This window comes from uncultured Bacillus sp. (genome assembly GCF_958411575.1).
GTDB classification, from domain to species: Bacteria; Bacillota; Bacilli; order Bacillales; family Bacillaceae; genus Bacillus; species Bacillus spizizenii.
This window is the reverse complement of sequence record NZ_CATYRA010000001.1, coordinates 486,392-501,191: the sequence shown is the minus strand read 5'-3', so window position 1 is coordinate 501,191 and position 14,800 is coordinate 486,392. Positions and strand designations below refer to the sequence as shown.

Sequence of the window (14,800 nt, the reverse complement as noted above, 5' to 3'; positions counted from 1 at the left end):
AAGGAAGTGAATCGCGTGAATGAAAAAATGGAGCAAATCATTTTTCAAATTATCCTTCACGGAGGAAACGGAAGGAGCTCCGCAATGGAGGCCATTGCCGCAGCCAAAAGCGGTGATGCAGAAGAAGCGCGGAAAAAGCTTCAAGACGCCGCGGAAGAATTATCGAAAGCCCATCATTATCAGACAGAGCTGATCCAAAATGAAGCGGGAGGAGAAAAAACAGAAATGACGCTTCTGATGGTGCATGCACAGGATCATTTAATGAATGCAATGACAGTGAAGGATCTGGCGGCGGAGATCATTGAGTTATATGAAAAAATCACCGAGCAAAGGGGAGCAAGCATATGACAAAAGGATTGAAGATTGTAACGATTGGCGGAGGTTCAAGCTACACACCAGAGCTTGTGGAAGGTTTAATCAAACGGTACGAAGAGCTGCCTGTACGTGAATTATGGCTCGTTGATATTCCTGAAGGCGAGGAAAAATTGAACATTGTCGGCACACTCGCCAAGCGGATGGTTGAAAAAGCCGGTGTCCCGATCGACATTCACCTCACTTTGGACAGGAGGGAAGCGCTGAAAGATGCAGACTTTGTGACGACTCAATTCCGGGTCGGACTGCTGCAGGCAAGAGCCAAGGATGAGCGCATTCCATTAAAATATGGCGTCATCGGCCAGGAAACAAACGGCCCGGGAGGACTCTTTAAAGGATTGCGCACGATTCCGGTCATCCTTGAGATCGCAAAGGACATAGAAGAGCTCTGCCCGAACGCATGGCTCGTTAACTTCACAAACCCTGCCGGCATGGTGACAGAAGCCTTGCTTCGCTACTCCAACCTGAAGAAAGTCGTCGGTCTCTGTAACGTTCCAATCGGCATCAAAATGGGCGTAGCCAAAGCGCTTGATGTAGATGTGGACCGCGTAGAAGTCCAATTCGCCGGACTGAATCATATGGTGTTCGGGCTGGATGTTTTCCTGGACGGCGTAAGTGTGAAGGATCAAGTCATCGAAGCGATGGGTGATCCGAAAAACGCGATGACGATGAAAAACATATCAGGTGCAGAGTGGGAGCCGAAATTTTTAAAAGCGCTCGATATCATCCCTTGCGGCTACCACCGTTACTATTTCAAAACAAAAGAAATGTTCGAACAAGAGCTTGAAGCATCACAAACGGAAGGCACCCGTGCTGAAGTGGTGCAAAAGGTAGAGCAAGAGCTGTTCGAGCTTTATAAAGATCCAAATTTGGCGATCAAGCCGCCGCAGCTGGAAAAACGGGGCGGCGCTTACTACAGCGATGCAGCGTGTAATTTAATTAGCTCCATTTACAATGATAAACACGACATTCAGCCGGTGAACACGATGAATAACGGGGCAATAGCCAGCATCCCAGACGATTCCGCGGTTGAAGTGAACTGCGTGATGACGAAAAACGGCCCTCAGCCAATTGCTGTCGGCGACTTACCGGTGTCTGTCCGGGGCCTCGTCCAGCAAATCAAATCCTTTGAACGTGTCGCGGCAGAAGCGGCTGTTACAGGCGACTACCAAACAGCGCTCCTCGCCATGACGATTAACCCGCTCGTTCCGTCCGACACAGTGGCCAAACAGATCTTAGACGAAATGCTGGAGGCGCACAAAGCACATCTGCCGCAGTTCTTTAACAAAATAGAAGCGTAAAAAAAAGCCGGCCTTCAGTGGGCCGGCTTTTTTTTACTTGCTTTCAGTCAGCGCTGCAACCTCGGTCGTCCATCCGAATTCGTCTGCGACAGCGCCTTTTTGAATGCCTGTAATCGTGTCATATAGTTTTTTGGCGATTTCACCTGTTTCACCGTTGTTGATCGAAAGTGTTTCATCCTGCCAGATCAGCTCGCCGACTGGGGAAATAACAGCGGCTGTACCAGTTCCGAAGGCTTCTTCAAGGATGCCGTCTTTATGGGCTTGGATGACCTCATCGATCGCAATTTTTCGTTCTGAAACTTGAAGGCCCCAATGCTTAAGCAAGGTGATGACTGAATTGCGCGTAATGCCTTCCAGGATGCTTCCGTTCAGCAGCGGCGTTACGATTTCACCGTTGATTTTGAAGAAGATGTTCATGCTTCCGACTTCTTCGATGTATTTCTTCTCAATGCCGTCCAGCCAGAGTACTTGAGAAAATCCTTTCTCTTCGGCTACCTGCTGCGCTTTTAAGCTTGAAGCATAGTTCCCTGCGGTTTTGGCATTTCCCGTTCCGCCTTTTACCGCACGGACAAATTCACTTTCAACAGCGATTTTGACCGGCTTGATGCCTTCTTTGTAATAAGAGCCGACCGGAGAAAGAATGATAAAGAGCTTATACGTATGAGATGCCGCAACACCGAGGAAAGGCTCGGTTGCGATGATGAACGGACGGATATAAAGGGACGTGCCCTCCGCATTCGGAATCCAGTCTTTATCGATCGCGACAAGTTGTTTTAAGCCTTCCAGAACCTGTTCTTCATCAATTTGCGGGATGCAGAGGCGGTCGTTTGATTGATTCAGACGCTCCATATTTTTTTCCGGTCTGAAAAGCAGGACATGGTCATCCTCTGACACGTAGGCCTTTAACCCTTCAAACACGGTTTGGCCGTAGTGATAGACCATTGCGGCCGGGTCCATTGGAATGGGTTGGTAAGGAATGATTCTTGGATCGTACCATCCTTTATCCGCCGCATAGTCCATTACAAACATGTGGTCAGTAAACACTCTTCCGAACGAAAGCTGATTTGGATCTGGTTTCGGTTTTTTTGTTGATGTCAATTCAACGCGAATCGTTTGTTTAGTCATGGTCAATCTCCCTGCTGTTAAATTGTTTATATTATCAAACTTATTTGAAAATAATTTATATTCTATTGTATACCTTCAACAAATATTCGCAATAGGTTTGCTCAAATTTGTAAGAAATTCATAAGAAAAAAGCAGGAGAAATTAATTCTCCTGCGTGTTCATTTGTTCGAACACCCTGTCATAATCGGCCCGAGTGGCATTTCGAAGGCCTTCAACACGTTCATTCGTTATCTCTTGTTTGCCTTCCTTCAAGCCGTCCAAGAAATACTGAACATATTCTTCAGCTGAAATGCCGCGGTACGTCAGGCCTTGTTTATCGCGTGATTTTTGGTTTAAGCCCGTGTCAACCATAGGCGGTGCCATTTCAATCACTTCCACGCTCGTGTCGCGGAGCTGGTGTCTCAGTGTAAGCGAGAACGAGTGAAGCGCCGCTTTCGTTGCGCAGTACACCGGATAAACGGCTAACGGGTTAAATGCAAGCCCGGATGTGACCTGAATGATTGCTGCCTCAGGCTGCTTCATCAAATGAGGCGTGAAAAGGGCTGATAAATGGACAGGCGCTTGGAAATTAAGTTCAATTTCATCTCCGTCCACAAAAAGCTCTTCCGTCCCTTTTTTGAAGTCAATTTCCTTTTGAATGCCGGCGTTGTTGACGAGAACATTCAGGTCCGGAAATTCCTTTAAAGCCCATTCATACAATGCTTCCCGCTGCGAACGGTCTGCAACATCACATTGCTTTGTATGGATGTTTGTAAGCTGCTGCTTCGCTTCTGTAAGCCGCGCTTCGCTGCGTCCGCAAATGATAACTTCATTGCCAAGTTCCAGCAGGCGCTTGGCCAGTTCAAGACCGATGCCAGCGGAACCCCCTGTAATTAAAACCGTATTGCCTGTCAATTTCATTGTTGGAACACCTCTTACTAGTTGGCTGTGATTCCTTTACTATTTCAAATCTTAGCAGGAAATATGCAGCTGCGTCCTATGAGATGCTCAGGATGAAGTGACTTTTCCGGTTTTATAAAACTCGTTAATTGCTTTATCGACATACACCCAGCCTTTCCAGCCGATGTGGATGGTATCTTTCATGAAATACGGGTCATATTCATGTCCTGAAAAATCAGCAACCTGGAAGCCCTTCGCTCTAATCTGCTTATTTACTTTTTTGTAATAATCAGTGCGGCCTTTTTTCGGGAAGCCAGTGTAGTCGTACCACTTTCCGTTAACAGGGATGGTGACAAACATAGGCTCTGCACCCGCATCCTTCAGGATATCAAGCATCATTTCAAAATCGCCGTATTCCGGTGACACCGCATACGATTTTCCTTTGTTTTTCCCTTTCAGCTTAGGCACTTTCGGCTTTAGCTTTTTATAAACAGGATTGTCAATGTGAAAATCGTTAGACCCAGAGTGGCGTTTGCCTGATTGATCTGCGAGTTTATTCAATTCAGACCATGACTTATCTTTTACAGACTGAGAGATATAACGCTTTGGCCCGGATGATTCCGTCGTTGAATAATACAGGTCTTTCTTTTCGAGCATGCTGTAATATACTTTTGCGGCCGGCTTCAGCGCGTTCACTTTCCACGTCTGGCCGTTTACGATGGCTTTGTACAGCTCGCAAAGAATCGCATCATTTTGTACAGCTTTAAAGCGCAGCATGCGTTTCATCATTTTCTTTTTCACGTCAGGGTTGATCTGTTCGTTAAATGCTAAATCAAGCCCTTGCAGCGCAGAATAGTTCGGCGCGAAATGCTGTTCATCAGACCCGCGCTTAATAAACCATTGCGGAGACACGATGAATACGATTTTTTTGCCCTTCAGCTGATCCATATGGGCGGCGAAGTTTAAGGAATGAATCAATGACTGGGACCCGCCTTTGCCGACAAGGTATGGCGTGAACCCCTCATTGTTTACCTGAAAATAATTAGATGGGTGGAACTCGTCCAGCCGGGAAAGCTCAGAAGACCCGTAAATCGGAAGATATGCCGGATCTTTGAGCATTTGATCTTGTAAATATAGCCCTTGAAACATACTCGGGTTCAAGGCGGTTGCTGACTCTTTCACCTGCTTATCAGTGATGAAGCCTGTCAGCCATGAAGATGGAATTGCGATGGCGCCTGCGAATAGAATAAACGCCAAAATAATTGGACCGAAAAAACGCTTTTTCATTATTTCAACTCAGACAGCTGATTTACAATGTTGTTAGGCGTATTCCAAACATCCCGATCAAACTCAGTGATCGGCACTAAAATATCAAAACGGTTTTCAATCGCAAGCAGCAATTCTACTGTTCCAAAAGAATCAAGCAAACCTTCTTCAAAAATTTCAATATCAGGATTTTCCTTTACGATGTCATCCTGGCAAACCTCTGCTAAAACGTCTAATACCTCTTGTTTAAATTCCATAGCTTTCTAATCTCCTTTAATGGTGGTGATGAAATGGTTTTCCTGAGAAAATATAAAACCCGAAGCAAACGAAGTGGAACGTGATCACAATCGCAAGAATGGTTGTCCAGCGATTGGACGGAAGCCATTTGTATTTCTTATTCCACTTCTCGAAAAAGTTGTAACACGTCATCAGCACGGCGTGATAGAGGCCGTAGATGATATATTGCGGCGCGAGCCCGTGCCAAACCCCCATCAGCATAAACAGCAGGAAATACCCGATGTTTGAAACGGCCATACGGTTTTTGATCCACTTTTTCTTTGTCATCCAAAATACGAATCTCATGAACACATAATCTCTGAACCAGAATGACAGAGACATATGCCAGCGATTCCAGAAATCTTTAATATTTTTACTGATAAATGGTTTATTAAAGTTTTCCGGTGATTTAATGCCCATAATATAGCTGACCCCGACGGCAAACATCGTGTAGCCGGCGAAATCAAAGAATAAATACATGCTGTAGCCGTACATGTACAGCAGGTTCCCAAGAATCTTATTGTGCGTGATCGCGGGAAGATTCATGATGAAGTACGTATTGATTGCATAGCCGATAATAAACTTGTACAGGAAACCGATAAAGATCTTATGAATCCCTGTATACAATAGGTCGGCGTATTCTTCTTTCGTCCAAGCCTTCTGTTCATCCTTGACGAATCGGCGGTATCTGTCGATCGGACCGGAGGAAATCGTCGGGAAAAACAGGATGAAATACAGCAGGCGGTGCAGCGGCAGCTGTTCTTTCAGCAGGCCGTCTCTTGCTTCCATAATCAGCTGAACGCCTTTAAAGGTTAGATACGAAATCCCTAAAAAGCTGATCAGGTTTTCTGGCGGATGATGCGGCTGCGGGTGTGAAAGGAACGGCCATATTTTTGACAGAAATAAAGGCAGAATCGAAGCGATAACAGCTCCGCAAAAGACAAAGCCGCTGTTCGCTTTCTGCCGGTACGCCAGATAGCCGCTGATCAAAAGCACCTGCCATATCGTAAACAGACACAGTGCGATGACCCCGTGTAAGTCGTGCGAAAATATTAAAGCCAATATAATGATAGATATGAACATGTTGTATGCTTGAAATCTTTTTCCATTCAGGCCGAGAATGATCGTCGGCAGAAGAAGAATGCCAAGCAGTATAAAGAATAAAAACGAGCTGTAAGGCGTCATACAAGAACCTCTTCGCCGATGCGTTTCCGGTCGATTTTGCCGTTAGCCGTCATTTGAATGTGATCCTGATAAATGAATTTTCTTGGGATCATATACGCCGGAAGGGAAGCCGCAAGCTCTTTTTTAATGGCGCTTGTCAGCTGGAATTCCTTCTGGAACTCATGCTCCTCAGGCACAATAGCAGCGATCAGGTATTCAACTGTTCCGTTTGGCTGATACGGAATCACGACAGCAGAGCGAACGTACTGAGACTGTCTGACATGGAACTCAATTTCCTCCAGCTCCATTCGGTAGCCGTGAAGCTTAATCTGAAAATCCAAACGTCCTTGGCAGAAAATCTGACCATTTTGGATATAGCCAGCATCACCAGTTCGGTATGCCCACTGGCCTTCATAAGAGAAAAACGCTTTTTCCGTCAGCTCAGGCTCACCAAGGTAGCCTCGGCTTACGCTCGGCCCTGCAATGACGATTTCTCCTTTTTCTCCATCAGGAAGCGGCTGTCCCTGTTCATCCATAATGAAAATGTTCATATCAGGCTTGGCGAAGCCCACTGGGAGCGATTCGCTGCGGCTGATGACGTCATCCGTAATTTCAACGGATGTGACAGCCACTGTCGCTTCAGTCGGACCGTACGTATTAAAGATTTTTGCTTTCGGAAAACGCTCAAGCAGTGCTTTTGCAACAGAAACCGGAAGAACCTCTCCGCAAAACATAAATGTGTCCGCTTCAGGCAGCAGGTCCTGTGAAAAACCCGGGTCCATCAGGCACATCTGCACAAAGGAAGGTGTTGATGTCCACACATTCAGCCCGGACTTTTTCAGCTCTTCGAATAAGATTTTCGGCTTATTCACCGCATCCTTTGTCACGCAGTGTAAAGTCCCGCCTGATTGAAGGCACGGATAAAGATCCATGACTGATAAATCAAATGAAAACGGCGCTTGATTTAAAAATGTTTTTCCTCCGTTGACTGGAAAGTCTGCACAAATCCAGTCTGTGAAGCTTTGAAGATTCGCAGCGGAAATCTGCACGCCTTTCGGATTTCCTGTGCTTCCGGAAGTGTAAATGATATAAAACGTCTCGTGTTCCTTGACCCATTGATCTTGGCTGACAGAGCCGTCTGCGTTTTCCAGCAGTTCTTCTGCTGATACCGTCTGAATCTGCTGGCTGACTGCGTCAATTGGATGTCCGGCTGTATGGATCAGCAATTCTGCTCCAGAGCTTTCGATAATTTTCGCAATCCGCTCGGACGGAATGGACAGATCAACCGGAATATAAGGATGACCCGCTTTGACGCTCCCTAAGAAGGAAACGATCATGTGCGGCTCCATATGGCCGTACACAAGGATAGGAGATTTCTTTTCTCCGGAAATGCGTTTTTGAATCGCGGCAGCCGCGCGGTCAGACTGCTCCCATAATTCCTGATACGTGAGCGACTGGCCTTGAGAGCGGAAGGCATCGGATTGCGGATAAGATTCCGCATGTGTTTGAATAGCATGTAAAAGTTTCATCATTATTCTCTCTCCAATTAGAAATCGTTATAAATATATGAACCGGTATTCGCGGTGTGAAAACCATACATAAAAAACAAAACAAGCAGTATCATCAAATAAAATCCTGTATGACATGTCCACTTGACAGCGGGCTTTTCATACAGCTGTTTCATCAATTGCAGCATATCAAAAATTCCCTTCCCGTTTTTTCGACAATCACATGAGTATTTGACGATTAGATGCTCAAAAAGTTTCATTTTTTCCCTAATCTCCCTCAGATTAATATATCGGCGTCTTCTTTTGAAAATGAATCTTTATACCTGCAAGAGCTTGGGCTGATTCATAAAAGGAAAAGATCAATGGAGACAAAAGATCTTTCTTAACTTTTAAAAAGCGTATTGCACTTAAAAAAATTTTTCTGTACCTGTTTGTTCAGGTAAAAGCAGAAACCTCATGAAATCGGGGCAGAAAGCGTATAATAAGAAAGAAAACGCCTTCTTGCGGTATCTTGTGAAATGAGGGAGAAGTCATTATGATAGATAAGGAAGCAAAAGGAGTTTTTATCAAGCTGCCGGCTGAAAAAAAGTAAGCCTTTTAATAGAAAGGAAGAGGGAAGATGAACCAAACAAATAAGGGTGAGGGTCAGACAGCGCCGGAAAAAGAAAGCATGGGGCAGATCCTTTGGCAGTTAACCCGTCCTCATACGTTAACCGCATCGTTTGTGCCTGTGCTGCTCGGAACGGTTTTGGCGATGTTTTATGTGAAGGTTGATCTGCTGCTGTTTCTGGCTATGCTGTTTTCTTGCCTATGGATCCAGATCGCGACGAACTTATTTAATGAATACTATGATTTTAAACGCGGGTTAGATACAGCAGAATCTGTCGGAATCGGAGGTGCGATTGTACGCCACGGAATGAAGCCTAAGACGATTTTGCAATTAGCTCTCGCATCATACGGGATTGCCATTTTGCTCGGCGTCTATATTTGCGCAAGCAGCAGCTGGTGGCTCGCTCTGATCGGCCTTGTCGGCATGGCGATCGGTTACCTGTATACTGGCGGGCCGCTGCCGATTGCGTACACGCCGTTCGGTGAGTTATTCTCAGGCATTTGCATGGGTTCGGTGTTTGTGCTGATTTCGTTTTTCATTCAGACAGACAAGATCAACCTGCAAAGCATTTTGATTTCGATCCCGATTGCGATTCTTGTCGGCGCGATTAACCTGTCGAACAACATTCGCGATATTGAGGAGGACAAAAAAGGCGGCCGCAAAACATTGGCGATTTTGATGGGGCATAAGGGAGCTGTTACTCTGTTAGCTGCGTCGTTTGCCGTCGCTTATATCTGGGTTGTCGGCTTGGTTATTACCGGTGCAGCAAGCCCATGGCTGTTTGTCGTCTTTTTGAGCGTGCCTAAGCCGGTTCAGGCAGTGAAGGGCTTCGTCCAAAAAGAAATGCCGATGAATATGATTGTCGCAATGAAATCAACAGCCCAAACAAATACATTTTTCGGATTCCTGCTCTCAATCGGATTATTGATCAGCTATTTCCGATAAAAAATATCAGGTTTTCTTTACGGAGAAATCTAACCAAGTTATACATCGATTGGCAGACCAAATAATAAAAATTTTGGTCTGTCTTTTGTTTTTTGTTGTTACAACAATGTTTTTAGTGAAAGATAATTAAAATAGCCGAAAACTAAAAACTAACAAATAAAATAACCTTGAACAATACTCTTGCCCTTGTTAATTTGTGCACTCTTATGAAATTGATTCTGCATGATAGTTGTTATCGATGAAGATATTACTATACGAACATATTCCAGTCCAACAATGAAAAATTGACAAGTTTTTCATAATAAATGATATAATCTTTCTAAGATAAGAACGTAAAACAGTGGAGGAATAGAATGACTACAATTGGGGGATACACTTGCAGTTGTTGCGGTAAATATCACGAAAAGCTTCCTACAAGTTATGGAAGCCCAGCTCCTGTCTATTATTATGAGGCGGAACCTCAAGAGCGAGAGGATAGATTTGAAATAGATGATGATTTATGTGTCATGGATAACGAGCATTTCTTTATTCGAGGATGTATTGAAATTCCTATAATTGGAACAGATGAATACCTGATATGGGGAGTATGGGTTTCATTAAGTGAAGCTAATTATGACAAACTAAAAGAACACTGGAATGAACAAGAATTATTGGACCCAATGTTTGGTTGGCTATCTACTGATTTGCCTTGTTACCTTGATACCGTAAACTTAAAAACAATGGTGCACTTTAGACCAGGCGGCATTCGACCTTTTATCGAATTAGAACCAACTGATCATCCATTAGCAGTTGAATTCAGAAATGGAGTAACAATAGAACAGGTGCAAGAGATAGCTGAAAAGCTCTGTGGTGGCAATAATGATTAAGAAAAAGAGCATTGAAGTTGGTTCAATGCTCTTTTTCATTGTTGTGTGCTATTTATATTTTATTAAGTCTATACTGAATAACTTTTTCCTCATCGAAAAGAGAGTCTGTTAGCGTATTATTGGCTTTCTTTTTGTTACATTCGACCGCATTTTGTAAAAAAGTTCATAAAACCATGCTGCAGGCAGGCACGTCTAGTACATGGACAGCGGATAAAGATCCGTTAAAGGAGATGACGAACATGGATTTATCTGTAACACATATGGACGATTTAAAAACAGTAATGGAAGATTGGAAAAATGAATTATTAGTTTATAAATTTGCGCTCGATGCCTTGGATACAAAGTTCTCAATTATCAGCCAGGAATATAACCTCATTCACGGACACAACCCGATTGAACATACGAAATCCCGTGTTAAAAGCTTTGAAAGCATCGTGAATAAGTTAATGAGAAAGGGCTGCGAGATTACGACGAAGGAAATGAAGGAGCACATTAACGACATTGCCGGTGTGCGTATCATTTGTTCCTTTATTTCTGATATTTATAATGTCGTTAACGTGTTAAAGCAGCATGAAGATTTGAGAATTGTAAAGGTGAAGGATTATATCCAGACGCCAAAACCGAACGGCTACCGAAGCCTGCATTTAATTATTGAGATGCCTGTGAATTTAACGAACCGTGTGGAATACGTCAAAGCAGAAATTCAAATCCGGACGATCGCGATGGATTTCTGGGCGAGCCTTGAACATAAAATTTATTATAAATTGAACAATGACGTTCCTAAGCAATTAACAGATGAGCTGAAGGAAGCGGCGGAGATTGCCCATTATCTAGATGAGAAAATGCTCGGGATTAAGAAAGAAGTGGATTAAAAAAAGACGGCAGCAATGCGCCGTCTTTATTTGATATCTTCATAAATGTCGGAGGCTTTGGCCTTCATTTGTTTCTTAAGGGTTTTCGGTTTCTTCTCTTTTTTCACAGCCTGATAGACAGCGGCTGTCACAAGATCACCGGCTTGCTGAAGGCGTTCTTTGCTGATATGTTCGATCGAGTCTTCAGGGGTGTGGTACCACGGCTCAACTTCTTCGGTTTCTGGGTCTCCCCAAATAAAGTTGGCGGAATCAATGCCGGCTTCGTGGAACGGGACATGATCAGATGATCCTCCCTGTGTGAGAGACAGGCTGTCAAACCCAATTTTTTCAGCGGCCGTATGGCTGGATTCCCAAACACCGTTCGATTGGCCGTCCAATGTGTTGACATACAACTCAGACGCATTCTCCCAGCTTGTGCCGACCATGTCTAAGTTAAAGTTCACTTCACTTCGTTTCAGCTCTTTTTCCGATAGGTGATCTACATAATGAGAGGAGCCGAGCAGGCCGAGCTCTTCAGCGCCGAAAGCGATAAAGCGGATTTCTTTGTCAGAAGGAATGTTTTTTAAGACACGTGCCATCTCCAGCATAACAGAGGTTCCTGAGCCGTTGTCATTTGCTCCGGGCGAAAAAGGAACACTGTCGTAATGGGCCGTCACGTACACAATGTCTGGATGTTTGATGTTCTTTGGTTTTTTGATTCCGATGATGTTCTGAGAGGTTTGGTTAGTGATTGCGTTTAGTTTTAAAGTTGCTTCTTTTTGCTGATTAAGGGTTTCACCGTCTTCTTTCTTAATTCCGACGACAGGAATGCCGACTTTATTTCCCGACAGGTTTGGCGTCACAGGCACGAGGCTTTCTTTGTTGTTATAAATGATCACAGCCTTGGCACCGGCCGTTTCGGCATTTTTGGCTTTCTCGTAAAATGTAAGATCTCCTCTGGAAATCAAAGCAATTTTGCCCTTAACGTCAGTGGTGAAGTCCTCTGGATAGCCCAATCCGGCATTGTAAAGCGGAGCTGTCAGCCCTTGTTCTTCGGTCGGGGCAGAGCCGGATGCCGCCCGGAGAAGAATATCGCGTCCTGCTGAAGACAGCGTTCCCTCAAGCCGGTCAGGGATTCCGAAACGTTGAACCTTCACATCAAGCTTTAATTTTCTCAAGGATGAAGCGATGAACAGGGCACTCTTTTTTTCAGCGGCAGTTCCGGCTATTCTGGGGCCGATTGTTTCACTAAGCTCAGAAATGGTAGAGTATGCACGCTTTGCTTTGAACGGGAGCTCTCGCTCGCTATCTGATATTTGAACAGCACGGGCGGCAGGGGTAACACTCTGTGCCGGCATGAGAATTGTGCCAGCAGTTAAAACGGCCATCGTCATTACAGTCAAAAGCTTTTTCATCAGAAATAAACCTCCCCTAATGTATGGATGGGGAATATTTCGGGATGCTAAGGGAATTTCCTGCAAAATGAAGAGCATTTTTGAAAAGACAGTGCTTTATACCTGCAAAAAAAACGCTTATGAAAGAGGGTTTTCATAAGCGTAAGGAAATCAATTATTGGAGTTTTAAAAACTTGCGTTTGCCGACTTGGATGATCATATTCTCCTTTATCACTGCATCAGCGTGGATATCTGTTATTTTCTCTCCGTTAATTCGGACACCTCCGTTTTGAATCATGCGGCGCGCCTCGCTCTTCGAAGAGAGGAGCTCTAGCTTGACGAGCATATCAATAATCGCCATCTTTTTCTCGCCTTTCCAGTTTACAGCCGGAATATCCTCTGGCAGGCTGTTTTCCTGAAAAACTGTTTTAAAGGAGTGTTCAGCAGTTTCAGCGGCTTCCGCTCCGTGATACATTCGGACGATCGTTTTGGCTAAAAGCATTTTGGCATCCCTTGGATGAACGGCGCCGGTTTCTAAGTCTTTCACGAGCTGTTTTTTCTCTTCAAGCTCTAAGTCAGTTGCCAAATGGATATATTTTTTCATCAAGCTGTCGGGCAGTGACATCGTTTTCCCGTACATGTCGTTTGGATGTTCGTCAATGCCGATGTAGTTGTGTTTCGATTTCGACATTTTCTCAACACCGTCTAAGCCCTCCAAGAGCGGCATAAGGATGACGACTTGTTTTTCTTTGTTGTATCGTTCTTGGAAATGCCGGCCCATCAGTACATTGAAATGCTGGTCTGTTCCGCCTAATTCAATATCGCTTTCAAGAACGACGGAGTCGTATCCCTGCATCAGCGGGTAAAAGAATTCATGGAGCGAAATCGGCTTTTGCATGGCGATGCGTTCTTCAAAATCGTCGCGTTCCATGAGGCGGGCTACAGTTATTTTGCCTGCCAAGTCAATGACATCCTCTAGATTCAATGTCTTCAGCCATTTCGAGTTGTAGTGAAGCTCGACTTTTTCTTGATCAAGCACTTTTCCGAATTGTTGAAAGTATGTTTTGGCGTTGTGCTGAACTTCTTCATCAGTCAGCTGCTTTCTGGCTGCTGACTTTCCGGTCGGATCACCGATTTTTCCTGTGAAATCCCCAATTAACAGTTGGACAATGTGTCCATTTTCCTGAAATTGGCGAAGCTTGTTTAACACAACCGTATGGCCCAAATGTACATCCGGTGCAGACGGATCTAATCCGAGCTTAATTTTTAGCGGTGTGCCTGTGGAAATTGATTTAACGAGCTTCGCCCTTAATTCCTCCGGCGGTATGACCTCATGGGCGCCTGTCATGTACAACTGAAGCTGTCTTTCTACTTCTTTTTGCTGTGCTGCTGTGAGCTGTTCAAATGTTTTCATCATTCTTCCTCCTTTTTTAAAAACACAAAAAAGAGCCAATCCCGATAAGGGACGTGGCTCAATGCACGCGGTACCACCCTGGTTGAAGACTTTGTCTTCCGCTCGTTCGAATAACGGTTTCCCGTTCTCTGCTACTAAGGTTCACAAAGAAAGCTCGGGGAGGTAATTCACGTTTGCCTGTGTGCCGGCTCGCACCTTCCGCCGGCTCTCTGAAACAGGGAGACAAATCGCTACTGGATTCCCGTCAAAGCTTATGTTGTATGAAGATTGTCAGCTACCTTTCTAAGCAGCTCTGTTAATGTTTTCTGTTCGTCTTTCGTCAAACCTGCAATGAGTGCTGTTTCCCCTTTGTGAAACTCCGGATAAAGCTCTTCTATCGCCTGTTTGCCGGAATCGGTGATGGAGACAAACACGAGTCGTCGATCTCTTGTGTCGATGCTTTTACGGCAAAAACTCTTTTTTTCGAGCGTTTTGATCACGTTGCTTGCTGTGGCTGTTGAAATGCCTGACAGTTCAGCGATTTTTCTCGTTTCGAGCGCTCCCCATACCCATAAATCATAAAGGATGGAGAAAGCCGTCCAAGAAAGGTTATAGGAAGAAAGCACCTCAGTCTCCATTTTGACACGGAGCTTTTGCGCTGACCGATACAGATTCGTCGCAATCGATATGGCTTCCAGGTTGAGTGATTCGACGGGCATTTGTTTAAGCTTAGAAAGTGTGTCGTATTCTTCTTTCCGAAGCTGCTGATGTTGATAGGAACGTTCCATTTTTTAGGCCTGCCTTAAATTATCAGAATCATTAGCTATGAAATGAATTCTAACAAAGTCTG

15 protein-coding genes, 1 pseudogene and 1 other annotated feature are annotated in these 14,800 nt (G+C 44.6%); of the genes and pseudogenes, 6 read left to right on the top strand and 10 right to left on the bottom strand.

What is annotated here, in order from left to right:
• The first annotated feature begins 15 nt into the window (after positions 1-15).
• Both licA and licH read left to right on the top strand, forming a co-directional pair.
• Positions 16-348, top strand: coding sequence for a PTS lichenan transporter subunit IIA (gene licA, locus Q5C82_RS02485; protein WP_003218748.1), 333 nt, complete (start codon positions 16-18; stop codon positions 346-348).
• Complete coding sequence (gene licH / locus Q5C82_RS02480; protein WP_003218745.1) at positions 345-1,673, top strand: 6-phospho-beta-glucosidase LicH; 1,329 nt, start codon at positions 345-347, stop codon at positions 1,671-1,673. Before licA ends, licH begins: the two co-directional genes overlap by 4 nt.
• A gap of 33 nt (positions 1,674-1,706) precedes the next feature.
• Here the strand turns inward: licH and Q5C82_RS02475 are convergent, their stop codons facing one another.
• From Q5C82_RS02475 to Q5C82_RS02445, 7 genes are all read right to left on the bottom strand, one after another.
• Entirely contained in the window at positions 1,707-2,798 is a 1,092-nt protein-coding gene (locus Q5C82_RS02475) for a branched-chain amino acid aminotransferase (protein ID WP_013308082.1), read from the bottom strand.
• A 141-nt stretch (positions 2,799-2,939) separates the two neighbouring features.
• Complete coding sequence (locus Q5C82_RS02470; protein WP_003222266.1) at positions 2,940-3,698, bottom strand: SDR family oxidoreductase; 759 nt, start codon at positions 3,696-3,698, stop codon at positions 2,940-2,942.
• 87 nt (positions 3,699-3,785) lie between these two features.
• The gene (gene dltD / locus Q5C82_RS02465; protein WP_003222264.1) at positions 3,786-4,964 is read right to left on the bottom strand and encodes a D-alanyl-lipoteichoic acid biosynthesis protein DltD; all 1,179 of its coding nucleotides are present in this window, start codon (positions 4,962-4,964) and stop codon (positions 3,786-3,788) included.
• The gene (dltC, locus tag Q5C82_RS02460) at positions 4,964-5,200 is read right to left on the bottom strand and encodes a D-alanine--poly(phosphoribitol) ligase subunit DltC (RefSeq protein WP_003222263.1); all 237 of its coding nucleotides are present in this window, start codon (positions 5,198-5,200) and stop codon (positions 4,964-4,966) included. The genes dltD and dltC overlap by 1 nt, the downstream gene beginning before the upstream one ends.
• 16 nt (positions 5,201-5,216) lie before the next feature.
• The gene (gene dltB, locus Q5C82_RS02455) at positions 5,217-6,404 is read right to left on the bottom strand and encodes a D-alanyl-lipoteichoic acid biosynthesis protein DltB (protein ID WP_003222261.1); all 1,188 of its coding nucleotides are present in this window, start codon (positions 6,402-6,404) and stop codon (positions 5,217-5,219) included.
• A complete protein-coding gene (dltA, locus tag Q5C82_RS02450) occupies positions 6,401-7,912 on the bottom strand; it encodes a D-alanine--poly(phosphoribitol) ligase subunit DltA (protein WP_003222259.1) in 1,512 nt (503 codons plus the stop codon). Before dltA ends, dltB begins: the two co-directional genes overlap by 4 nt.
• A 17-nt stretch (positions 7,913-7,929) precedes the next feature.
• The gene (locus Q5C82_RS02445; protein ID WP_003227330.1) at positions 7,930-8,079 is read right to left on the bottom strand and encodes a teichoic acid D-Ala incorporation-associated protein DltX; all 150 of its coding nucleotides are present in this window, start codon (positions 8,077-8,079) and stop codon (positions 7,930-7,932) included.
• 157 nt (positions 8,080-8,236) lie between these two features.
• Here Q5C82_RS02445 and Q5C82_RS02440 point away from each other — a divergent pair.
• The 4 genes and pseudogenes from Q5C82_RS02440 (at position 8,237) to ywaC (ending at position 11,184) form a co-directional block, all read left to right on the top strand.
• Positions 8,237-8,351, top strand: a pseudogene (locus tag Q5C82_RS02440) (hypothetical protein).
• 159 nt (positions 8,352-8,510) lie between these two features.
• Positions 8,511-9,446 (top strand): 1,4-dihydroxy-2-naphthoate polyprenyltransferase, encoded by a 936-nt coding sequence (locus tag Q5C82_RS02435; protein ID WP_003222255.1) that lies wholly within the window; start codon positions 8,511-8,513, stop codon positions 9,444-9,446.
• A 353-nt stretch (positions 9,447-9,799) separates the two neighbouring features.
• On the top strand, positions 9,800-10,312 hold the full coding sequence (locus tag Q5C82_RS02430; RefSeq protein WP_003222253.1) for a DUF2199 domain-containing protein: 513 nt from the start codon (positions 9,800-9,802) through the stop codon (positions 10,310-10,312).
• A 239-nt stretch (positions 10,313-10,551) separates the two neighbouring features.
• Positions 10,552-11,184 (top strand): GTP pyrophosphokinase YwaC, encoded by a 633-nt coding sequence (gene ywaC / locus Q5C82_RS02425; RefSeq protein WP_003222250.1) that lies wholly within the window; start codon positions 10,552-10,554, stop codon positions 11,182-11,184.
• Positions 11,185-11,210: 26 nt separating this feature from the next.
• Here the strand turns inward: ywaC and Q5C82_RS02420 are convergent, their stop codons facing one another.
• The 3 genes from Q5C82_RS02420 to ywaE form a co-directional block, all read right to left on the bottom strand.
• Entirely contained in the window at positions 11,211-12,578 is a 1,368-nt protein-coding gene (locus tag Q5C82_RS02420) for a M28 family metallopeptidase (RefSeq protein ID WP_003222248.1), read from the bottom strand.
• A gap of 154 nt (positions 12,579-12,732) precedes the next feature.
• The gene (gene tyrS / locus Q5C82_RS02415) at positions 12,733-13,974 is read right to left on the bottom strand and encodes a tyrosine--tRNA ligase (RefSeq protein ID WP_079996477.1); all 1,242 of its coding nucleotides are present in this window, start codon (positions 13,972-13,974) and stop codon (positions 12,733-12,735) included.
• 41 nt (positions 13,975-14,015) lie between these two features.
• Positions 14,016-14,228, bottom strand: a binding site (T-box leader).
• On the bottom strand, positions 14,223-14,738 hold the full coding sequence (gene ywaE / locus Q5C82_RS02410) for a tyrZ transcriptional regulator YwaE (protein WP_003222244.1): 516 nt from the start codon (positions 14,736-14,738) through the stop codon (positions 14,223-14,225). It overlaps the preceding feature by 6 nt.
• Positions 14,739-14,800: the final 62 nt, after the last annotated feature.

Bases quoted from the DNA above. Each gene is read 5' to 3' on its own strand.
- dltB (WP_003222261.1), bottom strand. From the start codon at position 6,404: ATGACGCCTTACAGCTCGTTTTTATTCTTTATACTGCTTGGCATTCTT.
- Q5C82_RS02475 (WP_013308082.1), bottom strand. From the start codon at position 2,798: ATGACTAAACAAACGATTCGCGTTGAATTGACATCAACAAAAAAACCG.
- Q5C82_RS02430 (WP_003222253.1), top strand. From the start codon at position 9,800: ATGACTACAATTGGGGGATACACTTGCAGTTGTTGCGGTAAATATCAC.
- licH (WP_003218745.1), top strand. From the start codon at position 345: ATGACAAAAGGATTGAAGATTGTAACGATTGGCGGAGGTTCAAGCTAC.
- dltC (WP_003222263.1), bottom strand. From the start codon at position 5,200: ATGGAATTTAAACAAGAGGTATTAGACGTTTTAGCAGAGGTTTGCCAG.
- Q5C82_RS02470 (WP_003222266.1), bottom strand. From the start codon at position 3,698: ATGAAATTGACAGGCAATACGGTTTTAATTACAGGGGGTTCCGCTGGC.
- tyrS (WP_079996477.1), bottom strand. From the start codon at position 13,974: ATGATGAAAACATTTGAACAGCTCACAGCAGCACAGCAAAAAGAAGTA.
- ywaC (WP_003222250.1), top strand. From the start codon at position 10,552: ATGGATTTATCTGTAACACATATGGACGATTTAAAAACAGTAATGGAA.
- dltA (WP_003222259.1), bottom strand. From the start codon at position 7,912: ATGAAACTTTTACATGCTATTCAAACACATGCGGAATCTTATCCGCAA.
- Q5C82_RS02445 (WP_003227330.1), bottom strand. From the start codon at position 8,079: ATGCTGCAATTGATGAAACAGCTGTATGAAAAGCCCGCTGTCAAGTGG.
- dltD (WP_003222264.1), bottom strand. From the start codon at position 4,964: ATGAAAAAGCGTTTTTTCGGTCCAATTATTTTGGCGTTTATTCTATTC.
- Q5C82_RS02420 (WP_003222248.1), bottom strand. From the start codon at position 12,578: ATGAAAAAGCTTTTGACTGTAATGACGATGGCCGTTTTAACTGCTGGC.
- Q5C82_RS02435 (WP_003222255.1), top strand. From the start codon at position 8,511: ATGAACCAAACAAATAAGGGTGAGGGTCAGACAGCGCCGGAAAAAGAA.
- ywaE (WP_003222244.1), bottom strand. From the start codon at position 14,738: ATGGAACGTTCCTATCAACATCAGCAGCTTCGGAAAGAAGAATACGAC.